The organism is Paenibacillus sp. JCM 10914 (assembly GCF_001315105.1).
Lineage (GTDB): Bacteria > Bacillota > Bacilli > Paenibacillales > Paenibacillaceae > Paenibacillus_AQ.
Map to the genome: position 1 here is coordinate 1 of NZ_BAZR01000003.1, position 15,775 is coordinate 15,775.

Sequence of the window (15,775 nt, forward strand, 5' to 3'; positions counted from 1 at the left end):
CCCGCGCCGATGCGCTCGCGGGCGGCACGTTCACTATGGCGCTGTTCGGGGCTTTCAGCGCCGGAAAATCCTCATTCGCCAACGCTTTGCTCGGCGAATCGGTCTTGCCGGTATCTCCGCATCCGACAACGGCGGCGGTGAACCGGATTCTGGCTCCGGCAGAAGGCAAGCCGCATGGAAGCGCAGCCGTCCGGATGAAGACGTATGCGATGTGGTGGGATGATCTGTTGTACTCTTTCAGTGTCTTGGGTCTGAAGGAGCCGGCGCCGGATCAATGGCGCCGTGTGGCAGAAGGGATGACCCCATCGGGGATACATCCGGCCGGACTGCCGCATTACGGATTTCTGAAGGCGGCTGCGGCTGGTTGGGATGAGATGGAGCAGAAATTGGGAACGACCGAAATGGTGGAACTGCAGGCGTACCGGGGGTATGTAGCGGATGAGACCAAATCCTGTTATGTGGACGGCATCGATCTGTATTACAGCTGTCCGTTAACCGATCAGGGAATCGTACTGGTAGATACGCCTGGCGCGGATTCCTTGCACGCTCGTCACACGGGCGTAACCTTCAGTTATATCAAGAACGCGGATGCGATCGTGTATGTCACTTACTATAATCATGCTTTCTCGAAGGCAGATCGGCAATTTCTATCCCAGCTGGGCCGGGTAAAGGACAGCTTTGCACTCGATAAAATGTTCTTCATCGTCAATGCCGCTGACCTGGCGCAATCCGAAGAGGAACTGGACGATGTCGTAAAACATGTGCGCAGTAATCTGGCATCGAGCGGTGTAGGAAGTCCGCATATCTTCCCGGTATCGAGTCTGTCCGCGCTGGAAGGCAAGCAGTTGGACGATGAGGTGCTGCTGAAGCAGTCCGGGTTCGCTCGGTTCGAAGAAGCGCTTGGAACGTTTGCAGTGGAGGAGCTTCCAAGGCTTTCGCTGCGAGCAGTCTATGATGAAATGGGTGTTGTCAGGGACCGAATCCGCGTGTGGGCAGATATGGCGGCACAGGATGAAACAACCCGGGCAAGACAGATCACGGAGATGGAACAAGTTCGATCCGTGGCGCTGGCCAAGTTGGATGAATTATTGGAACGCCAGCCACGTCGTGATATTGCACAGGAAAGCAGCGAATTGTTATTCCATGTGCGGCAGCGATTAGACTACGCCATGAATCGGTTCTTCCAGGAATCGTTCAATCCATCCGTTCTGCGGGAAGACGCGGGTCAACTGAAAAAGGTATTCGCGGACTGTGGACGCGATCTGATGCGCACGTTGTCGCTGGAGCTGGATCAGGAGCTGTGGGCAACGACCCTGCGACTGGAGCAGTCTGGCCGGAAGTGGACCGAAGGCGCAGCAACGAAGATCGCAGCAGAGCTTAATACGCTCGCAGAAGGATTATCGTTAGCAACCCGGCGTGACTCAGACTGGGAGGCACCGGAGCTGGAAGAGAGTGATCTGCAGATCCAAGGTGATTGGCTATCGTACTGGTCGTATTTCAAGAATCCGAAGCATTTCTTTGAAGGCACGGGCAGTGCCAAGTTGCGTGAGGCGGCTGAATCGAATGTGAAGGAAGCTATTGGGGCCACGGCCGCTCGCCGCGAAGAGCAGTTGACCGACCATTATACCGCACGAAGTCAGCAATCCCTGCGATACCATCACGAGGTGCTGAAAGAGCAGCTTATGGAGTCCGTAGATGCAATTGTGAGTTCCCTTCAAGACGGGCAGTCACCGCTCATGTGGAGACAGCTTGCCGATGAATTGGAACGACACGTTTCGTCTGATTAAGGATAACTAGGGGTCAAGAGTAACCCTTCCATATGATTCACGAAAGACGCCCTGCAGCCAATATGCGGCTGGGGCGTCTTTTTTCCTAATGCTGCATCGCCAAAATCGTTCAATATGAAGAATTTAACATATATGTTTGCATAAATATCAGTTCAAACGTTTGCAGCACAGCCCGGGAAGTGTGAAAACGGAAGGGTTTACAATCCGCTTTTGAAAAAGGTGTTTTCAGATGATGATCCCGGATCGCTACAGGGATTGATAATGTGATGAATATGCCTAGTATTTATGAGAATTCCCGATTATTTAATCATGAAAACAGGATAAGTTAAACTATTTGACCGCATTAGGTCCTTTTGGCTCATTTATGACGGTTTTCCCTCTTTGCCGCGGGTTCGGGTCGGTGATAAACTTCATAAATGCTACATAACTGATCGTAAATAATCCAAAGGAGGATAAACATGAATGTTCTCAGGCAACTGCAGGGCTTCTTTTGGGAGAAACGAAGTTATCTCTTTCTTTCCATTCTGTGTCTGGCGATTGCAACCGCTTTAGGTTTGGTCTATCCGCAAATGTTAAAAGTGCTGATTGACGATGCAATCAAGCTGGAGAATTACGGCATTGTACCACAACTGGCCCTGACTGTGCTTGGCGTGGTCATCCTGAAAGCCTTTATGCAATTCTTGCATGGCTTTTTCGGAGGGAGGCTGGGGAACTACCTCGCCTATTCGATGCGGAACGCCTGCTATGAAAAACTGCAATTTCTATCATTTCGTTATTATGACACGGCTCGGACAGGGGATCTGATGTCACGTCTCACGGGGGATTTAGAGGCAATCCGGATGTTTATCGGTTTCGGATTCGCCCAGCTTCTCAATCTTGTATTAATGGTTACATTTGGCTCAATCATGATGTTCACGATTAGCTGGCAGTTGACGCTGATTACGCTTGTGGCGATGCCGTTTCTGGTCATCACGGCACTCCGGTTCGAATCCCGAATTCATCCGGCGTTCCAGGAGATGCGTCTGGCGCTAAGCTCGCTGACGACGGCGGTTCAGGAGAATATCACCGGGGTGCGTACCGTCAAATCCTTTGCACGTGAACCGCATGAGGTAGATAAGTTCTCAGAACGGAATGAACGTTACAAAACAAACCAAATCTTTGCTTCATCGCTATGGGCGCGCTACTTCCCGATGATGGAGCTGTTCGCCAACGTGAGTGTCGTCATTCTGCTTGCGGTAGGTGGCACCATGGTTATTAATCAATCGATGACGGTTGGTGAGCTGGCCGCTTTCTTTACGCTTATCTGGTACATAATCGGACCGCTTTGGGGCATTGGCTTCCACATTAATAACTATACGCAATCCAAAGCGTCCGGCGAACGGGTGCTTGAACTGTTGAATCAACCGATCGATGTTAAAGACCGTGATCGTGCGGAAGATTTAGTGCCAAGCCAAGTGAAGGGACATGTAGTATTTGATAACGTTACCTTTGCTTACGGCAACAAACTGGCTGCTGTCAAGGATATTAACCTGGATGCTAAACCAGGCTCCGTCATAGGTTTTCTGGGTGGAACCGGTTCAGGTAAATCCACGATCATCCAGCTCCTGATGCACGCCTATAACGTGAACCAGGGCAGCATCAAGCTGGACGGCGTCAATATTAACGATATTAAAGTCCGCAGCCTTCGGAGCCAAATCGCGACGGTGTTCCAGGAGACGTTCCTGTTCTCTTCCAGCATTCGGAACAACATTTCGTACGGGATGAAGAATGTCGGTATGGATGAGATTATCCGAGTAGCGAAGCTTGCGAAAGCCCATGAGTTCATCATGGAAATGAAGGATGGATACGATACGGTCGTCGGTGAGCGTGGGATGGGATTGTCCGGAGGGCAGAAGCAGCGGATTGCGATCGCACGCGCGCTGTTGAAAGATCCGAAGATTCTGATTCTTGATGACGCAACAAGCGCGGTGGATATGGAGACCGAGCATGAGATCCAATCCGGATTCCAGGAAGTTATGGAGGGAAGAACGACGTTCATTATTGCGCACCGAATCTCCTCTTTACGTCATGCCGACGAAATTCTCGTACTGGATGAGGGGAAAGTGGTTCAGCGTGGCAAGCATAACGATCTTATTGCGACGCCGGGGCCATATCAGGATGTGTACAAAATACAATATGCGGACCTTATCGCCAAACAGGCGGAAACAGAGGGGACGCAAGGGCAGGTGCAAGCATGAACGCCAACGTGAATACGGAGCCGAATCGCAAAGCTAAAATTCCGCGGCCCGGCAAGTCCACCGAGGAACCGAGCGAACGTTTTGTCTACAAGGATGATGATGCCATCGAGAAACCGTTTAACTGGATGCAGTTGACGCGGCTGATTGCATATATGAAGCCTTATGCCAAACAGATTCTTCCATTGATCGGACTGATGATGATCATCGGGACGGTCACCAAGTTGTCGATACCGTTTCTGACAAGTTTGGCGATTGACCGTGCTATCGATCCGAAGGGAGGTAATCCTAGTCTAACCCTTCTGTATCAAATTACGATCGCTGTACTGGTGATGTATATCATTCAGTGGATCGCCGGCATATTCCGGATTAAGTATACGAACATCATTGGTCAGCGCGTCATATATGACCTGCGTGCGGATTTGTTCAAGCGCATTCAGAAGCTATCGTTCAACTTTTTTGACAAGCGGCCGGCGGGATCGGTGCTGGTTCGAGTGACGAATGATGTGAACTCGTTGCAGGATTTGTTCACCAACGGCGTGGTCAACTTGATCATTGACTGTGTGCAGCTGGTCGGAATCGTGGTCATTCTGCTGTTAATTAACTGGAAGCTGGGTCTGGCTGTCATTGTGACCGTACCGATCATGTTCTTCATCTCCACGAAGCTTCGGATTAGAATTCGCCGGGCCTGGCAGGATGTACGGATCCGCAACTCGCGCATCAACTCCCATCTCAATGAATCGATTCAAGGGATCCGCGTGACACAAGCCTACACCCAAGAAGAAGAGAACATGAAGTTCTTCGACAACATGAACATGGACAGCAAGAAATCATGGGATAAAGCTTCGGCGATGAACCAAGCCTTCGGACCGCTGATCGAAATTACCGGCGGCTTCGGAACGCTGATCCTGTTCTGGCTGGGAGCAACCCTTATTCAGCAAGAAGCGCTTACGATCGGTTTGCTGATTGCCTTTACCCAGTATGTGGGTAACTTCTGGGAACCGATCAACCGGCTCGGCCAGATGTATAACCAATTGCTTGTAGCGATGGCTTCCTCAGAGCGTATCTTCGAATTCATCGACGAGAAGCCAAGCATCGATGACAAGCCCGATGCGAAGAAGCTTCCTACCATTAAGGGGAATATCAAGCTTGACAATGTCGTATTCGAATATGAGAAGGGGCGTCAAGCGCTTAAGGGCATAGATCTTGACGTCAAGGCCGGCCAGTCCATCGCCCTGGTCGGTCATACGGGATCGGGAAAGAGTACGATTATTAACCTGCTGAGCCGTTTTTATGATATAACCGGCGGTACCTTAACGATCGATGGTTATGATATCAGGTCGGTAACCGTTGAAAGCCTGCGGAATCAGATCGGGATCGTGCTTCAAGATACGTTCATCTTCTCCGGTACGATCCGTGATAATATCCGGTTCGGTCGTCTGGATGCGACCAATGAGGAGATCGAGGAAGTAGCCAAGGCAGTCGGTGCGCATGATTTCATCGTTCAGATGCCGGGCGGATACGATACGGAAGTGGAAGAACGCGGGAACATGCTGTCGATGGGCCAACGCCAGCTCTTGTCTTTTGCAAGAGCGCTGCTGGCAGATCCGCGGATTCTAATACTGGACGAAGCAACGGCCAGCATTGATACAGAGACGGAGCTGAAGATCCAGAACGCGCTCAAAGTGCTGCTGCAAGGTCGAACTTCTTTTATCGTGGCACATCGATTGTCGACGATTAGACATGCGGACCATATCGTTGTACTGGATCATGGTGAGATCATAGAAGAAGGAAATCACGCCCAGCTTATGCAAAAGCAGGGCACGTATCACGGTCTGGTCGAAGCTCAATACCGATTTTTGTAAATTCGGCTTAACATAGGTTTAACAAATCAGACACAAATGTAAAAAAATTGTCGCTTGATACTTGCAATCTTCTTCATAAACTTACAAAATAGAATAGAGTGGATCAGAATTCATAGAAGAAGGGAAGCATGAGGGTATAATGAGCATCGAAAGCGTATTGTCTGCGCCTGCACTGCTGATTCGAAACTTTGAGATGAACGATTTGGAAGCTGTCACATCTTTGCTGCGAGAATTGAATTATCCGACAACGCTGAACGTCATGCGTGATCGGATGGATGCCATGAACGACAACCCGTTGTATGGCAATCTGGTTGCAGAATTGGACGGTGTTGTGGTCGGCATGATTATGCTCCGTCAAGTCAAATCTTTCGTTATGACCGAACCGGTCACTCAAATCACTTCGGTTATTGTAACCTCAAGCTGCCGCGGCCATGGAATTGGCAAAAGATTAATTCGCGGTGCAGAGACATGGGGAAGACAGCATGGAAGCCAACTCTTGTTTCTCACAAGCGGCAACCGGGAAGAACTTGCTCCCGCACATGCATTTTATGAACACATTGGATTTGAGAAGTCAGGCTATCAGTTTAACAAAGCGCTATAGCCCGTAGGCTTTTCATTGAACCCATCCCGGTTCCGGGGTGGGTTTTTTCTTTTCCAGCATTTGTAGGATTGCCGAAAGTATCAAATGTGTTACAATGTTTGCGTAGGTGATTACAAAAATGTAACTATTGCCGGGCTGTTTTTTCGAGATTGTTATACGTCCTAGATCCTACATCAGAGAAGAAGCAGCCCGGCGAACATCACAACTAAAGTCATAGGGAGATGAATAAGGAATGAACAACAAATGGATGAAGAAAATCGCAGGCGGTAGTATCGCCGCTGTTATGGCTGTAGGTATTATGCTGCCAGCTTCGGCTTCTGCTGCTCCTGCTCAAGATAATAATCAGTACGCGAATTGGCAGCAAAAGATTCAACAGTTCCTGGAGAGTAAAGGATGGGACTCCGAGTTTAAATGGGTGATCCAAAAGCCTCAAGCGGATAATCCCGCTGAAAAACCGCAGCCTAGCAAACCAGAAACCAGCAAACCAGAGGCTAGCAAGCCAGAAGCAAGTAAGCCAGAGGCCAGCAAACCGGAAACAAGCAAACCGGAACCTAGTAAACCAGAAGCAAGCAAGCCGGAGACAAGTAACCCAACCACACCGTCTCAGCCTTCCCAGCCATCCGGATCGACCGGCAATACGGAGCAATCGAATTTTGCATCCGAAGTTGTGACGTTGGTTAATAAAGAACGTGCCAATGCGGGTCTTAAGCCGTTAACCGTTCACGGTCAGCTTACCACGATGGCACTTGACAAGGCGAAGGATATGAACGACAACAATTACTTCAGCCATACTTCACCAACTCATGGGTCTCCGTTCGATATGATGAAAGCTTATGGCATCTCTTACGGATACGCTGGTGAGAATATTGCCAAAGGTCAACGCACGCCGCAAGAAGTGATGACAGCCTGGATGAACAGCCAAGGTCATCGTGAGAATATCCTGTCTCCGAACTTCACGATGATTGGCGTTGGATATTATAACGGGCATTGGGTGCAAGAATTCATTAGCCAATAAGTGCAAGATGCAGTAGCCATTATAAACTTCTAAGATGACTGCTCCGAGTACGGTTAAAGCCGTGCGCGGGGCAGTTTTATTTTTTAAGCTGTTCGGATTTGCAAAATAATCTTGGAAGTTTTAAGGTTAATGTACAAAAGCACATGAAGTAGGGGGAATGAAATGAGATCTTCAGCATGGATTTGGCGCCTGACCGCCTCCGTGTCGGTTGCTGCAACCGTTGTACTCATATTGGGTTTTATGTATGCTTACGATGATATTAACGATCCACAAGGACAACCGCTGCTTCCTGGAGCGGAATCCGAAATGGTCGAAGATATCGAAGAGGGGCCGACAGGGGCGGAAGACAGCCAGAGTGCTGCTGCTCTGCCAACCGATATTAAAGTTACGGTCATTGGCGATTCTCTTGCTCGGGGAACGGGCGATAAGACGGGGAGCGGATTTGTCCGTCGCAGTATTGACCAACTGCATGGTAAAGAGGGGCACACAGCCAAATTATTGGCCAATTTAGCGATCAATGGACTTACTACGGAAGGCTTGCTGCCTAAGCTGGAGGAGAAAGGGCTGCAGTATGCACTTCAAGAAGCGAATGTCATCATGCTGTCCATTGGCGGTAATGATCTATTTCAGGGTAGTGGACTGATGGAAGGGATAATGGATGAAGAAGGGTCCGAGCTTGATCCGGCGAAACTCATGGGAGCGCTGCCTCAGGCTTCCGAGCGCTTGCAGCTTATTCTCGAGAAGCTGCGGACCATCAATCCGAACGCCAGGATTATATATATCGGCTTATATCATCCGTTTGCAGACTTGGAAGATTTGCTGATTCCGGGCAATATCGTAGTAACCGCATGGAATTATGCTGTGATGGAGATCGTTAGCAGGGACCCGAACATGACTTTAGTCCCGACGTTTGACCTATTTCAGCACAAGCTGGGGGAATATTTGTCGTCCGATCATTTTCATCCCAATGGTGACGGTTATCAAGCGATTGCCGACCGGATCGTGGAAGGGATGCTCTAATTTATCATGGAAGCGATGTTTAGGGGGAGTGATACATGAACGAAGTGGTGCAGGAGACGGTGTTGTCCGTCGAGCATATTACGAAGCGAATCGGTCGAAAATGGATCATACACGACGTATCCTTCGAAGTACGTACAGGTGAGGTGTTCGGCTTTCTTGGACCGAATGGAGCCGGGAAGACGACAACGATCCGCATGCTGGTCGATCTGATCAAGCCAACATCCGGTGTGATTAAAGTTTGTGGATTTGATGTGAATCGGCAACAAGAGCAGGCGCTTCAGTACATAGGTTCGATTGTGGAAAATCCTGAAATGTATTCTTATTTGACGGGATGGGAGAATCTCGAGCATTTCGCCCGGATGCAATCGGGCATCGATCAAGCTCGCATACAGGAAGTGGTTAACATCGTGCGGCTGGACCGCAGGATTCATGATAAGGTCAGTACGTACTCGCTTGGAATGCGCCAACGTCTCGGTATTGCACAGGCACTTCTGGGAAGACCGCGTCTGTTGATTCTGGATGAGCCGACCAACGGTCTGGATCCGAAAGGAATCAAGGAGATGCGACAATTCATTCATCAGCTTGCGGCTGAAGGATTGGCTGTGTTCGTATCGAGTCATTTGTTAAGTGAGATACAGTTGCTATGTGATCGGGTGGCTATTATCAGCAGTGGTCGTGTGTTGGCCGTTGGCGAAGTCGATGAATTGATTGCCGGTAATAGTGAACATGTTGTGTGGGGGCTCAATCCGGCCGTTCAAGGCAAGCGAATATTGCAGAAGCTGGATTATTGTGAAATTGTGGATCAACCGGATACGGTATTGGATGACAATTTACTTGCTGGCCTTTCACCGGAAGCGGTCGTAACCCGGATAAGCAAGACCCATACTTCCCGCGCCGTTGAACGGCTTGTTGCCGCTGGTGTCCAAGTACTCGAGGTGCATCGCATTAATCCAACGCTGGAGCAACTGTTCCTGCAGATGACAGAAGGTGAGAGCATTGAGTAATCTGGTCCCGTTGATTCAGAACGAGTGCATCAAGATTATTAAGCGCAAACGATTTTTCGTTGTTCTGTTGGTTTTGCTTGCACTTGTGCCGATGTTCACTTATGCTCAGATGAAGTCGGCTGAACGTAGTCAGGAGAAATTTGGCAGCGACTGGCGGCTTGAGTTGCAGCAGCGGATTACTGATAACGAAACTTCGCTCAGCAGTGATCGTGTGCCAGATGAGTGGAAAAGATACCGTCAAATCTTTATTCAGCAGATGCAGTATTATTTAGAGCATGATGTTAATCCTAATGAACCAAATGGTGTTACGTTTACGCGTGAATTTATGAACAATGCGATTTCCTTGTTTATTCCGCTATTGATCATGGCAATTGCCTCGGATATTGTTTCCGGAGAGCGTACGACGGGTACCATTAAAATGCTGCTCACACGGCCGGTCAAGCGCTGGAAGGTGCTGCTGAGCAAGCTGATCACATTAATCATGTTCACCTCGTTAATTGTGGTGTCCGCCTATGTCATAGCGTATCTGGTATCTGGTGTTGCCTTTGGTTACAAGGGATTTAATATTCCCGTCTTCACGGGATTTGAAATTGTTGGCTCTGACGTGGATTTGTCAGGAGTCCACGCCGTACCCCAATGGAAGTACTTATTGATGCAGGGTGGATTGGTCTGGTTTGTCGGAATTTGTGTGGGGATGCTCGCGTTTATGGTGTCGGTGCTTGTTCGCAGTACAGCGGCTAGCATCGTAATTATGATGGCAGCCCTCATCGCTGGAAACATTCTTACGAATATGGCGTCCGCTTGGAGCAGCGCGAAGTATTTATTCATGGTCAATCTGAATTTGACCGGCTATCTGGCTGGGAATCTGCCACCGATTGAAGGAATGACATTGAATTTTTCACTTGCCATATTAGCCCTCTGGGCTGCTTGCGCGGTGATCATTTCATTCAGTGTCTTTACGAAAAGGGATATTTTGAATTAAAATGGACAAAGTATGAAACATTTGTTTGCATTTTATAAAATTAGAATGAAACGTGGAATTGAAGGAGGAGCATGAATGGTCGAACAGATCGATATGTTTGCAGAGTCATCAAAGAGCGGTGGTACTAACCGTTCAGGATACGATGCTGACGACATTCAAGTGCTCGAAGGCCTTGTTGCAGTACGCAAACGGCCAGGCATGTACATAGGTAGCACAAGTTCGTCAGGCTTGCATCATCTGATGTGGGAAATCGTGGACAACGCTGTTGACGAGCATTTGGCCAAGTACTGCTCGAGAATTGAAATTACTTTGCATAAAGACGGATCTGCAACGGTATACGATAATGGACGGGGCATCCCGACAGGGATGCATAAGACCGGAATTCCAACACCACAGGTCGTCTTCACTATTTTGCATGCCGGTGGTAAGTTCGGCGGTTCCGGATATAAGAAGTCGGGCGGGTTGCATGGCGTAGGGGCTTCGGTAACGAATGCCTTGTCCGAATGGCTCGAAGTTGAGATTTACCGCGAGGGTAAAATTCATCGTCAGCGCTTCGAGTATTGGCAGGATCCGGATGGCAAGGAGCATGTGGGTGAGCCCGTGACAGGTCTTGAAACGCTAGGCAACACCAACAAGACCGGTTCGAAGATTACATTCAAGCCCGATAAGCGTGTCTTTACGAGCGGAACGCATCTGAACTATGACACTTTAGCTGAACGTCTTCAAGAAATCGCCTTTCTCAATTCCGGCTTGCGCATCGTATTGAAAGATGAGCGTAGCGGTAGCGGGGACGAGTTCTTTTATGAGGGCGGGGCAAGTCAATTCGTTCAGTTCCTGAACGAAGGCAAGGATGTTCTGCATGACGTGATTCATTTCTATGCGGAGAAGGACGAAATTGAGGTCGAGATCGCTCTGCAATATAACGGCGGTTACACCGAAACGCTGGCTTCCTTCGTCAACTCTATTCCTACGCGCGGCGGAGGAACACACGAAACCGGATTTAAGACTGCTTATACCCGGGTGATGAACGACTATGCCCGCAAGAATAACCTACTCAAGGAGAAGGATAAGAATCTCGAGGGGAACGATCTTCGTGAAGGGATGATGACGGTCATCAGCGTGAAGATGGCTGAGGTCGAATTCGTAGGTCAGACGAAGGATCAACTCGGCAGCGCTTCGGCACGAAGTGCAGTGGACAGCATCGTGACGGAGAAGATGCAGATTTTTCTGGAAGAGAATCCCCAGGTTGCCCAGACGCTGCTGAAGAAGGCGATCCAAGCCTCGAAGGCGCGAGAGGCTGCGCGTAAGGCACGCGATGAGATGCGTAGTGGGAAGAAACGCAGTGAGAGCTCCAATCTCGGCGGTAAGCTAACACCGGCACAATCCAAGGATTTCTCGCGAACCGAACTGTTTATCGTTGAAGGAGACTCAGCTGGAGGTTCGGCGAAGCAAGGGAGAGATTCCAAGATTCAAGCGATTCTGCCGCTCAAAGGTAAGCCGATGAACCCAGAGAAGTCGAAACTTGCGGATATCCTGAAGAATGAGGAGTATCGAGCGATCGTTTCCGCTATCGGCGCCGGGATCGGTACGGAGTTTACCGGGTCGGATAGCAATTATTCCAAAATCATCATCATGACGGACGCTGATACGGATGGCGCACATATTCAGGTGCTGCTGCTAACGTTCTTTTACCGGTACATGAAGCCGCTTATTGATGCGGGACGCGTCTACATTGCTCAGCCGCCACTATATAAAATCGCCAGCAAGTCAGGTAAACTGGAGACGATCCGGTATGCCTGGACGGATGAGCAGTTGAATAATTACCTGAAGGAATTTAAGAGCTTTGAATTGCAGCGTTACAAGGGTCTTGGCGAGATGAATCCCGATCAGCTATGGGAAACAACGATGAACCCGGAAACACGGACGTTACTACAGGTACAGATTGAAGATGCTGCCAAGGCAGAGCGCCGGGTATCAACTGATGGGCGATAAGGTAGACCCACGTAAACGATGGATTGTAGATAACGTTAATTTTGCGGAGTTTGAGGAATAGAAGGTGAATGCATGAGTTTATCGGAACAATTTTTGCCGGCTTATCTGGAAGAGGTTGTAGGTGACCGTTTCGGCCGGTATTCCAAGTATATTATTCAGGATCGGGCCATTCCGGATGTACGTGACGGATTAAAACCCGTTCAACGGCGCATATTGTATGCAATGTACGATTCCGGTAACACACCGGATAAGCCTTACCGCAAATCAGCCAAAACGGTTGGGGATGTCATGGGTAACTATCATCCACATGGAGACTCTTCGATCTACGAAGGCATGGTCCGAATGGCTCAGCCTTGGAAGATGGGGCATGTACTTGTGGACGGGCACGGCAATTGGGGCTCCCAGGATGATGATCCGGCTGCAGCAATGCGTTATACTGAGGCGAGATTATCGCCAATCGCCATGGAACTGCTTCGGGATATTGAGAAGCGGACCGTACTGTTCAAGGACAATTTTGATAATACGGCAAAGGAACCGGTTGTACTGCCTTCTCGTTATCCGAACTTGCTTGTTAACGGGGCCAGTGGTATCTCGGCAGGATTTGCAACGGAAATTCCTCCGCATAATCTGCGTGAAGTGATCGATGCCTGTATCGCCGTTATGCAGAAACCGGATATTGAGCTTGAAGAGATTATGACCTTTATTAAAGGACCAGACTTTCCGACAAGCGGCATTATTATGGGCGGCGAAGGGATTCTGGATGCTTACCGCACCGGTAAAGGACGTGTTTATCTGCGCTCCAAGACGGATATTGAGTCCTTGCGCGGGGGTAAACAGCAGATCGTCATTACTGAAATCCCTTACCAAGTCGTCAAATCCCGTCTTGTAACCGCTATGGAGAACATACGGCTTGAGAAAAAAGTCGAGGGCATTGCTGAAGTGCGTGACGAGAGCGGCCGGGATGGAATGCGTATCGTCGTTGAATTGAAGAAAGATGCGGATGCCAACGGAATTTTGGCTTACTTGTTCAAGAAGACGGATTTGCAGGTTACGTACAACTCGAATATGGTGGCCATCGTTAATAAGACACCACAGCAGCTTGGACTCAAAGCGATGCTGGAGGCTTATATCGAGCATCAGCGTGAAGTGGTCACACACCGAACGAAATTCGAATTGGAGAAAGCAGAGGATCGGGCTCATGTATTGGAGGGCTTGGTCAAGGCGTTGAACATCCTGGATGAAGTTATCGCCGCCATTAAAGCCTCCAAGAATCGGCAGGATGCCCAGAACAATCTGCAGTGGATGTTCGGATTTACCGAGCGCCAGGCGGACTCCATTCTTACACTGCAATTATACCGTTTGACAAACCTTGAGATTAACTCCCTGCAGAAAGAATTGGATGAATTGTCGAAGAAGATTGAAGGTCTTCGGTCCATTCTAGACAGTGATAAGAAGTTGATCGGTGTCATCCGCAAAGAACTGCTGGAGATTCGCGAGAAGTATGGGGTTGATCGCAGATCGGTGATCCAGGAAGAAGTAGAAGAGATCAAGGTTAATCTTGAAGTGCTGGTTAATGCTGAAGATGTGGTTGTTACGTTATCCAATGATGGATACATTAAGCGTACCAGCATGATGTCATTCACCCGCAGTGGCGGAGAGCTAGGAAGCTCAGGTGTCAAAGAAGGTGATTACATTACGCGATTGTTCCAGGTCAATACGCTGGAGAATCTGTTGATCTTTACGAGTCGCGGCCAGTATTTCCTACTGCCGGTTCACCAGATTCCAGAATACAAGTGGAAAGACGCCGGGACCGCGATCGTCAACGTCATACAAGTGCCGAAGGAGGATCAGATCGTCTCCGTTATTCCTGTATCCAATTTCGAACAAAGCGATAAATCGTTGGTATTTGTCACGCGCAAGGGACAAGTGAAGCGAACCGAGCTCAAGGAGTATATCACCAAACGCGCGGGTGCCGTCGCTGCTGCCAAAATAGCTGCTGATGACAGTGTCGTTCAAGTTGTTCTAAGTGATGGAACACAAGAAATTCTGCTTGTATCCAAAGACGGAATGAGCATTCGATTTAAGGAACAGGAAGTCAACGCCATGGGGCGCGTCTCTGGCGGTGTTCGGGGGATTCAGCTGCGCGAAGGCGACGAAGTGGTCGCTGCGCTATGGGTAGAGAACGATGAAGGCGAAATATTAACGATAACGGATCTTGGATACGGTAAACGCTCACTGCTGCTGGATTATCCGATTCAGAGCCGGGGCGGCAAAGGCATGGCTACCTTTGAGTTTAAGGAAGGCAAGCGTGTGAAACCGAATGGAAGTGCCATTGTTGGTGCCTTCTATTGTAAGGAGCCGCTTCAGATTGTAGCTTACAGCAATGAAGGCACGGCGTATCCAATTGCAACGGAACAAGTTACGATCTCTGACCGTAAATCCATAGGCAAGCTTCTGGCTGATGTCGCAAGAAGGGCCAAATCGTTCATCTGGTGAATCTGCCGCAAGGTGAGCAGTCCAAAGAGGGCTGATCCATTTTTTTAATAGAATCAGGGAAAAAGCGTCCATGCTGGACGCTTTTTTTATATCTACTTCGGCTTATACTAATTGACATATGTCTTACGCTGTCGACAGAGGGAGAATCAAGAGATCCTGCGTCACAACTGGGCTGGCGGGTTTTGTCGTATGCTCGGAAATTATATTTTTTAACGAAAAAAGAAGGAAAATGCTATGGTGTTCACGAAATAGTTAACCTAATAAACTATTCATATGTGCTCATCATTGGGATTGCTCCAGACGCATCGTCTTTATATTGATATAGAAGAAAGGAAGGGATAATCATGCATACTGCCGATTTTGCCAAAGTGTGGTCCAAGCTAGCCAAGGATTATAAACTTCATATGGAAGCCGGATTAGCGCCAACATTAACGGAGTCGCAATTAACGGTGCTGGAGGTACTTCAAGAGCAGCAGCGAATGAAGCCTTCCGATTTCATTCCATATATGGCGACAAGTCCTGCGGCTGTAACCATGCTGCTTGATCGGATGGAGAAGAATGAATTAATCAAGCGGGAACGGGATGTTCATGACAGGCGTATCGTGTGGGTTACGATTTCTCCTAAGGGTGAGGATGAACGAATCAGAGGGGTGTGCGTACGAGAAGAGTATCTAGGTCAGGTCCTCAATCGAATTTCCTCGCATAATCAACAGCTGCTGGTCTACCTATTAGGGAAGATTAGCACGGTTCCGCAAGAGGCTCTTGTGGAAGTGTAGTTT

General features: G+C 49.0%; 10 protein-coding genes and 1 pseudogene. All 11 read left to right on the forward strand.

Going from position 1 to position 15,775, the window contains the following annotated elements; genetic code table 11:
• Positions 1 to 1,787, forward strand: a 1,787-nt coding sequence (locus JCM10914_RS05545; RefSeq protein ID WP_036717146.1) for a dynamin family protein, incomplete at its 5' end; no start/stop codon positions are given.
• A 458-nt stretch (positions 1,788 to 2,245) separates the two neighbouring features.
• A complete protein-coding gene (locus tag JCM10914_RS05550; protein ID WP_023958382.1) occupies positions 2,246 to 4,024 on the forward strand; it encodes an ABC transporter ATP-binding protein in 1,779 nt (592 codons plus the stop codon).
• Positions 4,021 to 5,886 (forward strand): ABC transporter ATP-binding protein, encoded by a 1,866-nt coding sequence (locus tag JCM10914_RS05555; protein WP_023958384.1) that lies wholly within the window; start codon positions 4,021 to 4,023, stop codon positions 5,884 to 5,886. The genes JCM10914_RS05550 and JCM10914_RS05555 overlap by 4 nt, the downstream gene beginning before the upstream one ends.
• Before the next feature lie 139 nt (positions 5,887 to 6,025).
• The gene (locus JCM10914_RS05560) at positions 6,026 to 6,487 is read left to right on the forward strand and encodes a GNAT family N-acetyltransferase (RefSeq protein ID WP_023958386.1); all 462 of its coding nucleotides are present in this window, start codon (positions 6,026 to 6,028) and stop codon (positions 6,485 to 6,487) included.
• 232 nt (positions 6,488 to 6,719) lie between these two features.
• Positions 6,720 to 7,502: a CAP domain-containing protein gene (locus tag JCM10914_RS05565; RefSeq protein WP_023958388.1), complete on the forward strand. Its 783-nt coding sequence runs from the start codon at positions 6,720 to 6,722 to the stop codon at positions 7,500 to 7,502.
• Positions 7,503 to 7,664: 162 nt separating this feature from the next.
• A complete protein-coding gene (locus tag JCM10914_RS05570) occupies positions 7,665 to 8,522 on the forward strand; it encodes a GDSL-type esterase/lipase family protein (RefSeq protein WP_023958390.1) in 858 nt (285 codons plus the stop codon).
• Between the two features lie 35 nt (positions 8,523 to 8,557).
• Positions 8,558 to 9,526, forward strand: coding sequence for an ABC transporter ATP-binding protein (locus tag JCM10914_RS05575; protein ID WP_023958392.1), 969 nt, complete (start codon positions 8,558 to 8,560; stop codon positions 9,524 to 9,526).
• Complete coding sequence (locus tag JCM10914_RS05580; RefSeq protein ID WP_023958394.1) at positions 9,519 to 10,508, forward strand: ABC transporter permease; 990 nt, start codon at positions 9,519 to 9,521, stop codon at positions 10,506 to 10,508. Before JCM10914_RS05575 ends, JCM10914_RS05580 begins: the two co-directional genes overlap by 8 nt.
• Positions 10,509 to 10,583: 75 nt before the next feature.
• Positions 10,584 to 12,561 (forward strand): annotated as a pseudogene (parE, locus tag JCM10914_RS05585) (DNA topoisomerase IV subunit B).
• A gap of 11 nt (positions 12,562 to 12,572) precedes the next feature.
• Positions 12,573 to 14,996 (forward strand): DNA gyrase subunit A, encoded by a 2,424-nt coding sequence (gyrA, locus tag JCM10914_RS05590; protein ID WP_023958398.1) that lies wholly within the window; start codon positions 12,573 to 12,575, stop codon positions 14,994 to 14,996.
• Positions 14,997 to 15,340: 344 nt separating this feature from the next.
• The gene (locus tag JCM10914_RS05595; protein ID WP_023958400.1) at positions 15,341 to 15,772 is read left to right on the forward strand and encodes a MarR family winged helix-turn-helix transcriptional regulator; all 432 of its coding nucleotides are present in this window, start codon (positions 15,341 to 15,343) and stop codon (positions 15,770 to 15,772) included.
• The last annotated feature ends 3 nt before the right edge of the window (positions 15,773 to 15,775 follow it).

Excerpts from the sequence above, each read along its gene's own strand:
- JCM10914_RS05570 (WP_023958390.1), top strand. The coding sequence starts at position 7,665 with ATGAGATCTTCAGCATGGATTTGGCGCCTGACCGCCTCCGTGTCGGTT.
- JCM10914_RS05595 (WP_023958400.1), top strand. The coding sequence starts at position 15,341 with ATGCATACTGCCGATTTTGCCAAAGTGTGGTCCAAGCTAGCCAAGGAT.
- JCM10914_RS05575 (WP_023958392.1), top strand. The coding sequence starts at position 8,558 with ATGAACGAAGTGGTGCAGGAGACGGTGTTGTCCGTCGAGCATATTACG.
- gyrA (WP_023958398.1), top strand. The coding sequence starts at position 12,573 with ATGAGTTTATCGGAACAATTTTTGCCGGCTTATCTGGAAGAGGTTGTA.
- JCM10914_RS05550 (WP_023958382.1), top strand. The coding sequence starts at position 2,246 with ATGAATGTTCTCAGGCAACTGCAGGGCTTCTTTTGGGAGAAACGAAGT.
- JCM10914_RS05560 (WP_023958386.1), top strand. The coding sequence starts at position 6,026 with ATGAGCATCGAAAGCGTATTGTCTGCGCCTGCACTGCTGATTCGAAAC.
- JCM10914_RS05555 (WP_023958384.1), top strand. The coding sequence starts at position 4,021 with ATGAACGCCAACGTGAATACGGAGCCGAATCGCAAAGCTAAAATTCCG.
- JCM10914_RS05565 (WP_023958388.1), top strand. The coding sequence starts at position 6,720 with ATGAACAACAAATGGATGAAGAAAATCGCAGGCGGTAGTATCGCCGCT.